At 72.1% G+C, this 11,934-nt stretch carries 9 protein-coding genes and 1 pseudogene; 3 read left to right on the forward strand and 7 right to left on the reverse strand.

The genetic code is table 11. The features are described 5' to 3' along the window. Positions 1-35: 35 nt before the first annotated feature. The 6 genes and pseudogenes from ABZ464_RS01310 to ABZ464_RS01335 form a co-directional block, all read right to left on the reverse strand. Complete coding sequence (locus ABZ464_RS01310) at positions 36-2,318, reverse strand: serine/threonine-protein kinase (RefSeq protein ID WP_359269169.1); 2,283 nt, start codon at positions 2,316-2,318, stop codon at positions 36-38. A gap of 110 nt (positions 2,319-2,428) precedes the next feature. Further along, positions 2,429-5,333: pseudogene (locus tag ABZ464_RS01315) on the reverse strand (efflux RND transporter permease subunit); the annotation flags it as partial. A gap of 224 nt (positions 5,334-5,557) precedes the next feature. Continuing rightward, positions 5,558-6,238 (reverse strand): response regulator transcription factor, encoded by a 681-nt coding sequence (locus ABZ464_RS01320; protein ID WP_359269171.1) that lies wholly within the window; start codon positions 6,236-6,238, stop codon positions 5,558-5,560. Next, positions 6,235-7,458 (reverse strand): sensor histidine kinase, encoded by a 1,224-nt coding sequence (locus ABZ464_RS01325; protein ID WP_359269174.1) that lies wholly within the window; start codon positions 7,456-7,458, stop codon positions 6,235-6,237. The genes ABZ464_RS01320 and ABZ464_RS01325 overlap by 4 nt, the downstream gene beginning before the upstream one ends. Positions 7,459-7,593: 135 nt before the next feature. Further along, positions 7,594-7,872: a hypothetical protein gene (locus ABZ464_RS01330; RefSeq protein ID WP_359269176.1), complete on the reverse strand. Its 279-nt coding sequence runs from the start codon at positions 7,870-7,872 to the stop codon at positions 7,594-7,596. A 38-nt stretch (positions 7,873-7,910) separates the two neighbouring features. Further along, positions 7,911-8,681 (reverse strand): PspA/IM30 family protein, encoded by a 771-nt coding sequence (locus ABZ464_RS01335; RefSeq protein ID WP_359269609.1) that lies wholly within the window; start codon positions 8,679-8,681, stop codon positions 7,911-7,913. 292 nt (positions 8,682-8,973) lie between these two features. On the opposite strand from ABZ464_RS01335, the gene ABZ464_RS01340 reads away from it, so the two are divergent. From ABZ464_RS01340 to ABZ464_RS01350, 3 genes are all read left to right on the forward strand, one after another. Then, positions 8,974-9,624, forward strand: a complete 651-nt coding sequence (locus ABZ464_RS01340; protein WP_359269612.1) for a DUF3043 domain-containing protein — start codon at positions 8,974-8,976, stop codon at positions 9,622-9,624. Between the two features lie 83 nt (positions 9,625-9,707). After that, complete coding sequence (locus ABZ464_RS01345; RefSeq protein WP_359269179.1) at positions 9,708-10,421, forward strand: methyltransferase domain-containing protein; 714 nt, start codon at positions 9,708-9,710, stop codon at positions 10,419-10,421. 161 nt (positions 10,422-10,582) lie between these two features. Continuing rightward, complete coding sequence (locus tag ABZ464_RS01350; RefSeq protein WP_359269182.1) at positions 10,583-11,635, forward strand: trypsin-like peptidase domain-containing protein; 1,053 nt, start codon at positions 10,583-10,585, stop codon at positions 11,633-11,635. Positions 11,636-11,710: 75 nt separating this feature from the next. Here the strand turns inward: ABZ464_RS01350 and ABZ464_RS01355 are convergent, their stop codons facing one another. Next, positions 11,711-11,923, reverse strand: a complete 213-nt coding sequence (locus ABZ464_RS01355; RefSeq protein WP_359269184.1) for a hypothetical protein — start codon at positions 11,921-11,923, stop codon at positions 11,711-11,713. Positions 11,924-11,934: the final 11 nt, after the last annotated feature.

Here is an 11,934-nt window from a genome sequence, read left to right on the forward strand (position 1 = left end):
CGACGGCCCGGAGCCCGGTGTGCGCCGGCCGGTGCTCAGCCCGCCGAGACCGGTGTCCGGTCGGGGTGGGCCGGGTCCAGGGTGAAGACGGTGCCGTCGGCGGTCACCACCACCACGGCGCCCTTGTTGACCAGGACCGCCGGGTGGAGCCCGCTGGCCAGGACCTCGGCCCGGGCCTCCGACTGCCACAGCAGGGTGCCCTTGACCGCGTCGAGGGCCGCCGTCCGGCCGCTGGTGGTGGCCAGGTACACCGTGCTCCCCTCGTCGTCCACGGTGACGTCGCCCGGTGACTCCAGGTCGGTGCGGCTCTCCCACTTCCGGGTGCCGGTGGCGGGGTCGACGGCGCTCACCCGGCCGCCCAGGGTGACGAACCAGAGCGTGTCGTGCCGCATCACCACCGTCCCCCTGAACGTGCCGGTCAGCGCGGTCTCCTCGCGCCTGCCGCTGTCGGGGTCGATGCGCAGGACGCGGCTGTACGTGACGTCGCCGTCGAGGAAGGGGCCCTCGTCCACCGACTCCACGAAGACGAGCCGCCCGTCGAGGGTGCCGACGAAGGTGTCGTTGCCGCCCAGTGAGGTCACCCGGCGGGTGGAGCCGTCGGCGGGGTCGACGACGAGGAACAGCGCGTCGTCGGAGTTCTCCGCCTGGGTGGCGCACTGCACGTACAGGCGGTCCGCCAGGGACGTCGGCGTGCAGTAGTACCCGGTGGGCAGGGTGAGTTTCCAGCGCTGCGCGCCGTCGCTCGCCGAGCGGGCGGTCAGCGAACTGCCGTCGCCCTCCTCCATCACGGCCAGCCCGTCCGCGTAGACCGAGCCGAGGCCGTCCTTGTGCGTGTTCCGGGACCAGAGCGTCTCGCCGGTGTCGCTGTCGAGGCCGAGAACGGCCTGCACCTGCGTCCCGCCGTCCTCCTTGTCCACGATCAGCTCCACGAGCACCACGCCGTCGTGCACGCCGAAGACCGAGGTGACGTACAGGTCGGGCGAGACCCCGGCGGGCGCGATGTCCGCCCGCCACAGGGTCTTGCCGGTGGTGCCGTCGATCCGTTCCGGGAGGAGCGCGCTGCCACCGCAGTAGAGGGCGCCCCCGTCCATCGCGCAGAACGGCGCGATGGCGGCCTCCTTCGTATCCGGGGCCTTGCGCAGTCCGCGCTCGGCGTCCGCGTGCACGGTCGTCTGCCAGGGCTTCCAGCCGGCCGGGAGCGCCGCCCGGCCCACGGCGGCGGACGCGGACGAGGACGAGGACGAGGACGAGGAACGCGACGAGGCGGAGCCCACCGACGGGGGGTCGTCCGCGAAACCCGGCCCGAACCGCATATAGCCCAGCGTCCCCAGGGCGAGCGCGCCGACCGTGCCGACCGCGGCCCACACGGGACGCATACGGCGTCGGCGCCGGCCGGAGCCGGTGGTGGCGGCCGTGGCGTCGACGGCGTGGCCCGGGTCGGTCTCCGGGGCGGCCCGCAGGACGACCGGACGCAGGGTCATCGTGGGCGGGTCGTCGTCCCCCGTGGGCTCGGGCAGGACGGCGGCGAATTCCTGGGCCAGTTCATCGAGTCCGGGCCGCTCCTTGGCCTCCTTGGCCAGGCAGCGCTCCAGGACGGTGCGCAGGGGGCGCGCCACGCCCTCCAGCATGGGCTCGTGGTGGACCACCCGGTAGGCGGTCAGATAGGGACTGTCGGCGTCGAAGGGGCCGCGGCCGGTGAGGGAGTACGCCAGCAGCGCGCCGAGCGAGAAGACGTCGGAGGCGGGGCCGACCGAGCGGGCGTCGGTGAACTGCTCCGGCGACATGAAGGGCGGGGTGCCGATCATCTGGCCGGTCTCGGTGAGGGTGTTGTGGTTCTCGGCCGCCCTGGATATGCCGAAGTCGATGACGCGGGGGCCGTCCTCGGCCATCAGGACGTTCGCCGGTTTCAGATCGCGGTGGACCACGCCCGCCCGGTGGATGTCCCGCAGCGCCTCCACCAGCCCCAGTGCCACCAGCCGCACTTCGGGGCCCCGGATCGGGCCGCCCTCGCGGATCCGGTCGGCGAGCGAGCGTCCGGGCACGTACTGGGTCGCCATCCAGGGCCGTGCCGCGTCCGGATCGACGTCCACGACCGGCGCGGTGAAGGCGCCGCTCACCCTGCGGACGGCCTCGATCTCCTGCCGGAACCGGGCCCGGAAGACGGTGTCCTCGGCGTACTGGGCGTGCACCACCTTCAGCGCGACCTCGCGCCCCGACCGTGAGCGGGCGCGGTAGACCACACCCATGCCTCCGGCCCCGAGCCGGTCGACGATCTTGTATCCGCCGAGCATCCTCGGGTCGTCCTTGTGCAGCGGCACGTCCCGATTTCCTTCCGCCGCAGAGCAGTTCGAGCGCACAGCATAAGGAACCGACCCGACGGGAAAACCGTCGGCGCGACGGACCGGGGGTCCGCCGCGCCGACCTGTCGTCAGACGCCCGCCGGTTCGGGCGCCTTCTCGGGCTGTGCGGTCTCCCGCTTCAGGGCCCGCTTCCTGGCCCGGCGTTCCTTGCGCAGTTCGAGCATCGCGTAGAGCGTCGGGACGAGGAGCAGGGTGAGCAGCGTCGAGGTGATCAGCCCGCCGATCACGACCACCGCCAGCGGCTGGGCGATGAAGCCGCCCTGACCGGTGACGCCCAGGGCCATCGGCAGCAGGGCGAAGATGGTCGCGAGCGCGGTCATGAGGATGGGGCGCAGCCGGTGCCGGCCGCCTTCCACCACGGCCTCGACGACGCCGTACCCCTGCTTGCGGTACTGGTTGACGAGGTCGATCAGGACGATCGCGTTGGTCACCACGATGCCGATGAGCATCAGCATGCCGATCATCGCCGGGACGCCCATCGGGGTGCCGGTGGCGATGAGCAGACCGATCGCGCCGGTGGCCGCGAACGGGATGGAGACCAGCAGGATCAGCGGCTGGACGAGCGAGCGGAAAGTCGCCACCAGCAGCATGAAGACGATCGCGATCGCCGCGAGCATTGCCAGGCCCAGGTTCTTGAAGGCGCTGTCCTGGTCCGAGGAGACCCCGCCGATCTCGGCCGTGGCGCCCGCCGGGAGCTTCAGGGCATCGATCCTCGACTGGAGCTGGGTGCTGACCGCGCCGGTGTTGTCGCCGGTCGGGCGGGCGGTGACGGTGGCGGCGCGCTGCCCGTCGATCCGGGTCATCGACACCGGGCCGTCGACCAGTTGGACGGTGGCGATGTCACCGAGCGTCACCGCGCCCAGCTTCAGGCTCTTCAGCTGGGCGAGGGTCTGCGCGGGCTGCGCGGAGCGGATGACGACATCGCGTTCGGTGTCGTCGAGGACCGCCTTGGCCGTCGTCGTCCCGCGCACGGCCTGGGTGACCGCCGCGCCCAGCGTCTGGTCGTCGAAACCGGCCGCCGCCGCCTTGGAGTTGGCCTTGACGGAGATACGGGGCACGCTCTGCGAGAGGTCGTCGGTGACGTCGGTGACGTCGTCGAGCCCGGCGACCGCCTTGCGGACCTGCTCGGACGCCGTGCGCAGCACGTCCGCGTCGGCCGCCTTCACGACGACGCTCAGGTCCTGGCTGCCGAAGCCGTCACCGGCGGCGACCGTGGTCGTGCCGATGCCGTCGAGCTTCTTCAGCCCGTCCTCGATCCGGTCCTGGACGTCCTCGTACGACGCCGAGTCCTCCAGCATCACCTGGTAGGAGGCCTGGTTGGTGTCGGTGCCGCCGCCGAAGGCCGCCATGAAGCCGGAGGAGCCGACGGTGACCTGGTAGTCCTTCACGCCCTTGACGCCGGCGAGCAGCTTCTCGACTTGGTCTTCAGCAGGGGCGCCATGCCGAAGGTGCCCAGGAGGACGACGACCGCGAGGGCCACACTGGTGAGCCGGCGCCGGGTCGCGAACCTGAGGACGGGGACGTAGAAGCGCTGGAGCCGGCTCCTGGCCTCCTTCTCCTCCGCCGCGCGTCGGGCTTCCTCGGCGTCCTCGGGGGTGCCCTTGGGGGCGCGCAGGAACCAGTACGACAGGACCGGTACGACCGTCACGACACCAGCAGGGAGGCCAGCAGGGCCGCCGTGACGGTGAGGCTGAACGCGCCGAACAGGGCGCCGACCATGCCGCCGACCAGGCCGATCGGCAGGAACACGGCGACCGTGGTGAGGGTGGAGGAGGTGACCGCGCCGGCCACCTCACGGACCGCGGTGATGATCGCGGTCTGCCGCTCCTCGCCGTAGCCGAGGTGGCGCTTGATGTTCTCCAGGACGACGATCGAGTCGTCGACGACCCGGCCGATCGCGATGGTCAGCGCGCCCAGGGTCAGCATGTTGAGCGACAGGTCACGGGTCCACAGCACGATCAGCGCGAGGACCACGGACAGCGGGATGGAGACCGCCGTGACCAGCGTGGAGCGGACCGACGCCAGGAACACCAGGATGACGAGGACGGCGAAGAGCAGACCGAGCGCGCCCTCCGTGGTGAGGCCCTCGATGGCCTTGGAGACGGCCGGGCCCTGGTCGCTGACGACGGTGATCGTCGCGCCGGAGCCGAGGTCCTGGCGCAGGCCGGGCAGCTTGTCCTCGACGGCGTTCGAGATGGCGACCGCGCTGCCGTCGTGGTCCATGGTGACCATCACGGCGAGGCTGGGCTTTCCGTCGGTGCGGGTCAGGGAGTCGGCCGGGGCCTCCTCCTGCCGCACCGTGGCCACGTCGCCGAGACGCACCGGCTTCCCGCCGCCGACGCCGGGGATCCGCAGGTCCTCGATCTGCTGGACGGAGGTGTAGCCGCCGCCGACCCGGACGGTGCGGTTGCTGCCCGCCTCGTCGAAGGAACCGGCCGCGACGGTCGCGCCGCCCGCCTGCAGGGCCAGGGCGAGGGACTGCGTGGTCAGGCCCGCCTTGGCGAGCTTCGCGTCGGCCGGGGTGACGGTGACCTGGAGGTCGCGGACGCCGGTGACGGTGACCTGGCCGACGCCGTCGATGTCCTTCAGGGCGGGCACCACGGTCGAGTCGAGCTGGTCGGCGAGGGCCTGCTGGTCCTTGCCGGAGGTGACCGCGAGGACCACGGTCGGCATGTCGTCCGTGGAACCGGCGACGACCTGCGGGTCCACCGCGTCCGGGAGCTGGGCGCGGGCCCGGTTCACGGCCAGCTGGACGTCGGCGACCAGCTGCTTGGTGTCGTTGCCGTAGTCGAAGGACGCCACGACGAGGGCGTTGCCCTCGCTGGCGGTGGAGGTGACGCCGGTGATGCCGTCGACGCCTTCGAGGCTGTCCTCGATCGGTTCGACGACCTGCTTCTCGACGAGGTCCGGGGAGGCGCCCTGGTAGGGGGCGAGCACGGACACCATCGGCAGTTCGATGGTCGGCAGCAGCTGCGGTGCCGCGATCACCCGGGGGCGATCGCGACGACCACATCACATGGGCCCGCTTTTACGGGTCTCTCTTCTTTGAACCCTCCCCGACACGGGGATTCCCGGCTCACGCTGCTTGTCCGCCCGGCGGACGGTCGAGTCTCATGCGATCAACACCGGCCGGGTTGGAACCAGCCCGGTGACACCGATCGCACCCCAACCAGACGGGCAATACGGGGCAGTTGGGGTCACTCCACCCTCGGGCGTACCAGCCCGGACTCGTACGCGATCACCACGAGCTGGGCCCGGTCGCGGGCGCCCAGCTTCGCCATGGCCCGGTTGACATGCGTCTTCACGGTCAGCGGGCTGACCTCCAGCCGCTCGGCTATCTCGTCGTTGGAGTGCCCGCCGGCCACCTGGACGAGGACCTCGCGCTCGCGCACGGTGAGGGCGCCGAGGCGCTCCGCCCGCGCGGGGTCGTGCTCGTCGGGGGCGTCGCCCTGCGCGAGGAAGCGGGCGATCAGGCCCTTGGTGGCGGCCGGGGAGAGCAGGGCCTCACCGCCGGCGGCTATCCGGATCGCGCTCAGCAGCTCCTCCGGCTCGCTGCCCTTGCCGAGGAAGCCGGAGGCGCCCGCGCGCAGGGACTGCACCACGTAGTCGTCGACCTCGAAGGTGGTCAGGATGACCACCCGGACCTGGGCGAGGTCGGGGTCGGCGCTGATCTCCCGGGTCGCGGCGAGGCCGTCGGTGCCGGGCATGCGGATGTCCATCAGGACGACGTCCGGACGCTCCTGCCGGGCCAGCAGGACCGCCTGCGCCCCGTCGGACGCCTCCCCCACCACCTCCATGTCGGACTCGGAGTCGACGAGCACCCGGAACGCACTGCGCAGCAGCGCCTGGTCGTCGGCGAGCAGGACACGGATGGTCATACGGGGTCCTCGGCGGTCCGGGTACGGGTCTTGACGGGCAGGATCGCATGCACCCGGAAGCCGCCTCCGTAGCGGGGACCCGTGGTGAGGGTGCCGCGCAGGGCGGTGACGCGTTCCCGCATGCCGAGCAGGCCGTGCCCGCCGCCGGTGACCGGGGCCTCCTCGGCCCCGGGGTCGCCGTCGTCGAGGACCGTGATCTCGATGTGCGGTCCCACGCGTACCACGCTGACCTCGGCCTTCGCGTCCGCTCCCGCGTGTTTCTGCACGTTGGTGAGGGCCTCCTGGATGACCCGGTAGGCGGCCAGGTCCACGGCGGCGGGGAGTTTCGTCTCGTGGTCGGCGCGGGCCACCTCGACCAGCAGTCCGGCGCTGCGGAAGGTGCCGGCCAGCTCGTCGAGGCGGTCCAGGCCGGGGGCCGGTTCGGTGGGGGCCTCCGGGTCGCCGGACTGACGCAGCAGGCCGACGGTGGCGCGCAGCTCGTTGAGCGCGGAGCGGCTGGCCTCGCGGACGTGGGCGAGGGCCTCCTTGGCCTGGTCGGGGCGCTTGTCCATGACGTGGGCGGCGACTCCGGCCTGGACGTTGACCAGGGCGATGTGGTGGGCGACCACGTCGTGCAGATCGCGGGCGATGCGCAGGCGCTCCTCGGCGACGCGGCGGCGGGCCTCCTCCTCGCGGGTGCGCTCGGCCCGCTCGGCGCGCTCGCGGATGGCCTGGACGACGGCCCGGCGGCTGCGGACGGCGTCGCCGGCGGTGGCGCCGATGCCGGTCCAGGCGAGGATGCCGAGGTTTTCCTGCGCGTACCAGGGCAGGGGGCCGGCGAGCATCGCGGCGCTGGTGAGCGCGGTCATGGTGACCAGTCCGGCGCGCAGGGTGGTGGCGCGGTCGGTGGTGGCGGCGACGGTGAAGAGGGCGACGACGGCGGACATCGCGACGGGGGCGCGGGGGTCTCCGGTGATGGACTCGACGACGGAGAGGGTGCCGGTGACGGCGAGGACCGTCATGGGGGCGCGGCGGCGGAAGACCAGGGCGACCGCGCCGAGGGTCATCAGCAGGAGGCTGAGGGGGTCGGGGGTGCGGATGCTCCAGCTGACGGTGTGGCCGCTGTGGGGGTCGACGAAGGAGCCGGCGAGCATACAGAGGAGGACGCCTGCGGCGAGGGCCGCGTCGAGCGCGAGGGGGTGGGCTGTCAGCTGGCGCCGGGCCCGTGCGAGGGGGGTCACTTTCCGCTTACCGTCGCTCTCCTGACCGTGGCTGGGGGCCGGCCGCCCCCAGACCCCCGCTTCGGCCCTGAAGGGGCCTCGTCCTCACACGCCGGACGGGCTGGAGTCGCCGTGACCGGCGCCGGGAAGTGTCCCTCAGCCCGGGATCAACCCGTCGTCGCTCAGCATCTCCCGGACCTCCTCCAGGCTCGCCTCCGGGGCCGGGAGGATCAGCTCCGAGGGTTCCAGGGCGTCGTCGGGGAGGGGCTCGCCGAGGCGGCGGACCGCGTCGAGGAGGGCGCCGAGGGTGCGGTGGAAGCCGGTCTCGTCGCCGCCCTCCATCTCCGCGAGCAGCTCGTCGTCCAGCTTGTTCAGCTCGGCGAAGTGGGAGTCGGCCAGTGTCCACTGGCCCTCCCCCATGATCCGTACGATCATGTCGGCCCTCCTCGGCTCCGGTCCCCGGCGCCGGGCTGCTACTGCTTGTCGAAGCGCGGGGTGTCCTGCGGCTGCTGCTGGGACTGCGACTGGCCGGTGCCACCTTCGATGGCCTGCTGCCCGGCGGACGAACCTCCGGCGAGCTCGGCCTTCATGCGCTGCAGTTCCAGCTCTACATCCGTACCACCGGAGAGCCGGTCCAGCTCGCTCTGGATGTCGTCCTTCGCGATGCCGGTGGGGTCGTCCAGGGCGCCGGAGGCGAGCAGCTCGTCGAGGGCGCCGGCCCGGGCCTGGAGCTGGGCGGTCTTGTCCTCGGCGCGCTGGATGGCGAGGCCGACGTCGCCCATCTCCTCGGAGATGCCGGAGAACGCCTCGCCGATGCGGGTCTGGGCCTGGGCGGCGGTGTAGGTGGCCTTGATGGTCTCCTTCTTCGTACGGAAGGCGTCGACCTTGGCCTGCAGGCGCTGCGCCGCGAGTGTGAGCTTCTCCTCCTCGCCCTGGAGCGTGGCGTGCTGGGTCTCCAGGTCGGTGACCTGCTGCTGGAGGGCGGCACGGCGGGAGAGCGCCTCGCGGGCGAGGTCCTCACGGCCGAGCGCGAGCGCCTTGCGGCCCTGGTCCTCCAGCTTCGAGGACTGCGACTGCAACTGGTTGAGCTGCAGCTCCAGGCGCTTGCGCGAGGTGGCCACGTCGGCGACGCCGCGGCGGACCTTCTGCAGGAGCTCCAACTGCTTCTGGTACGAGTAATCGAGGGTCTCGCGCGGGTCCTCGGCCCGGTCAAGGGCCTTGTTCGCCTTCGCGCGGAAGATCATCCCCATACGCTTCATGACACCGCTCATGGGCTTCGCGCGCCCCCTTCTGACGTCCAGCTCCAGCTCTGCGACAGAACCCACAGTACGGGCCCTGCATCCATTGACGCACTGTTCGGGGGCGGATGCGCTCCTCCCCGAGAACGACTGACGGAGTCCTTTGCTCCGGCGTGAGGAGTAGGTGACCCTCAGGGTGGGCGCTCGCCCTCCCCTACGGCCCCCTTACGTCCTGTCTTCCGCTGTTTTCCCCCGTCTATCCCGGTCCGTCTCCCCTAGAGACGTCCGGTGTTGCCGGATCGTTCCCCGCCGGGCTGGGGTCCATGCCCGCGAGCGCTTACCCTTGGGTTTTGTGTTCCGTAGCCGTGCCAAGGAAGAGAAGGCCCCCGCCGACAAGGCGGCGGTGACCGACTCCAAGCAGCCCCGTGACCCGCAGGCCCCCAAGGGTCGGCCGACGCCCAAGCGCAATGAGGCCCAGTCCCAGCGCCGCAGCGTCGCCAACACCCCGACGACGCGCAAGGAGGCCGCCAAGCGGCAGCGCGACGAGCGCCGCACCCAGCTGGAACGTCAGCGCCAGGCGCTGGCGGGCGGCGACGAGCGGTATCTGCCGGCCCGTGACAAGGGTCCGGTCCGCAAGTTCGCGCGTGACTTCATCGACTCGCGGTTCAACGTGGCGGAGTTCTTCCTGCCCATGGCCGTGGTGATCCTGGTGCTGAGCCTGGTCCGGGTGGCCTCGCTGCAGACGATCGCGCTGCTGCTGTGGCTGGTCGTGATCGTGCTGATCGTCCTCGACTCGATCGTCACCGTCTTCCGGCTGCGCAAGGCGCTGCACGCGCGCTTCCCCGACCAGAACCGGCGTGGCGCGGTCGCCTACGCCCTGATGCGCTCCCTGCAGATGCGTCGGCTCCGGCTGCCCAAGCCGCAGGTCAAGCGCGGAGAGCGGCCCTGAGCACGACGGCTTTCTCCGGGGGAGCGGCCGAGGCCTGGCTGAGCAGGCTGGGTGGGCTGCGTGATGTCGTACGGCAGGAACTGGTGGCGCGGCAGCTCGACGAGCAGATCGCGGGGCGGTATCCGGTCGGGCAGCGGCTGCGGGTGCTCGACGTGGGGATGGGGCAGGGCACGCAGGCGCTGCGGCTGGCCCGCCTCGGTCATCAGGTGACCGGTCTGGAGCAGGACGCGACGATGGCCGCGGCGGCCCGTGCGTCGCTGTCCGGGGAGCCTGAGGGCATCCGGGAGCGGATGCGGATCATCGAGGGCGACGGCCGGGACACCGGTGTGCACTTCCTGCCGGGCAGCTTCGACGTGGTGCTGTGCCACGGCGTGCTGATGTACGTCGAGGAGCCGGACGCCCTGCTGGCCGGCCTTGGGCGGATGCTGGCCCCGGGCGGGCTGCTGTCGCTGCTGGTGCGCAACGCGGACGCGCTGGCCATGCGGCCGGGGCTGAGCGGCGACTGGGCGGGCGCGCTGGCCGCGTTCGACACCGTGTCGTACACGAACCGGCTGGGCCTGGACGTCCGGGCCGACCGGCTGACCACGCTGACCGACGCGCTGGCCGGGATCGGGGCGCCGTTGCAGGCCTGGTACGGGGTGCGGGTGTTCACCGACACCGCCTCGGACGACACCGGGGTGCCGGAGGATCCGGCGGAGGCGGAGGCCTTGCTGGCGGCCGAGGAGCGAGCCGGGAGGACGGATCCCTACCGGGGGGTGGCGGCGTTGCTGCATCTTTGTGGGGTTCGGGGGGCCTGAGGGCGTCCTGGATCCGCGGGTGCGTGGGGGCTGGTCGCGCCCACGCGGCGGTAGCCGCATATCGACACCGCCCCCGCGCCCCTACGTGCAGTGGGCGTGGGTTTCGCTCGTTCGGGTGACTCCATCAGGCCCCTTTCCCCCGCCGGCGTGAGACTCGGGGCATGGACTCTCCCCGCTTCCGCGCCCTGGGACTCGCCTTGCTCGTGTGCTGCGCCGGGTGTTCCGGTGTGGGGGCTCCGCAGGCCACGACCGCGCAGGCCGCGCAGGCCGCGCAGCCGCCGGGGAAGGCCGCGGACGATCTGCAGAGCGACTTCCAGCGGGTGATCAAGGACGTTCTGCCGTCGGTGGTGCAGATCGAGACGGAGAGCGGGCTGGGGTCGGGGGTCGTCTACGACGGCAAGGGGCACATCGTCACCAACGCGCACGTCGTCGAGGGCGGGCGGACGTTCCGGGTGACCACCGCCAACAGCAAGAAGCCGCTGACGGCGACCCTCGTCTCCTCGTACCCGGAGCAGGATCTCGCCGTGGTCAAGCTGGACACCGTGCCGGCCGGGCTGCGGGCGGCCACGTTCGGGGACACCTCGAAGGTGCAGGTCGGGCAGGTGGTGCTGGCGATGGGGTCACCGCTGGGCCTGTCGTCGAGCGTGACGGAGGGCATCGTCTCGGCGACCGGACGGACCGTCAGCGAGGGCAGCGACGACGGCGGTACGGGGGCGACCCTCGCCAACATGGTGCAGACCTCGGCGGCGATCAACCCGGGCAACAGCGGGGGCGCGCTGGTCGGTCTGGACGGGCGGATCATCGGCATCCCGACGCTCGCCGCGACCGATCCCGAACTCGGCGGCGGCGCGGCGCCCGGCATCGGGTTCGCGATACCCGCGTCGACCGTGCGCACGATCGCCGACCAGATCGTGCGCAGCGGCCGGGTCACCGACTCGGGCCGGGCGGCCCTCGGCATCACCGGACGCACCTTCGTGGACGCGGACTTCCAGCCCGCCGGGGTGGTCGTGGTGGAGGTGAAGGACGGGGGCGCGGCCGACGAGGCGGGCATCGTGCCGGGGGACGTCATCGTCCGGCTGGGCGACACGGACATCACCACCATCACCTCGCTGACGGAGGCGCTGGCCGAGCGGAAGCCGGGTGACCGGACCACGGTGACGTTCACCCACAACGGCCGGGAGAAGAAGGCCGAGGTGACGCTGGGTGAGCAGTGAGGCGGTGCACGGGGGCGGTGCACAGGGGCGGCCGTGGCACGGCCGCCCCTGTGCGTGTCCCGGGTGGCCCCGGGGCTACGCCTCGTTCGCGTGCAGGCTCATGGGGCCGTAGATCTCGCTGGAGTCCTCGAAGAGCCGCACCTGGTCCGCGCCGCCTTCGAGGAGGGCCTTCCACTCTTCCCCGATCCAGGACTCGGCGTCCCCCTGGGTGGTGAACTCGTCCGGTTCCACCGCGGGCTGGACCTCCGTCCCGTCGGCCTTCTCGAACCGCCACGTCCATGCCGCCATGTACGCCTCCC

The organism is Streptomyces sp. NPDC005820 (assembly GCF_040630255.1).
Classification (GTDB): domain Bacteria; phylum Actinomycetota; class Actinomycetes; order Streptomycetales; family Streptomycetaceae; genus Streptomyces.

Bases quoted from the DNA above. Each gene is read 5' to 3' on its own strand.
- ABZ464_RS01320 (WP_359269171.1), bottom strand. From the start codon at position 6,238: ATGACCATCCGTGTCCTGCTCGCCGACGACCAGGCGCTGCTGCGCAGT.
- ABZ464_RS01330 (WP_359269176.1), bottom strand. From the start codon at position 7,872: ATGATCGTACGGATCATGGGGGAGGGCCAGTGGACACTGGCCGACTCC.
- ABZ464_RS01335 (WP_359269609.1), bottom strand. From the start codon at position 8,681: ATGATCTTCCGCGCGAAGGCGAACAAGGCCCTTGACCGGGCCGAGGAC.
- ABZ464_RS01350 (WP_359269182.1), top strand. From the start codon at position 10,583: ATGGACTCTCCCCGCTTCCGCGCCCTGGGACTCGCCTTGCTCGTGTGC.
- ABZ464_RS01355 (WP_359269184.1), bottom strand. From the start codon at position 11,923: ATGGCGGCATGGACGTGGCGGTTCGAGAAGGCCGACGGGACGGAGGTC.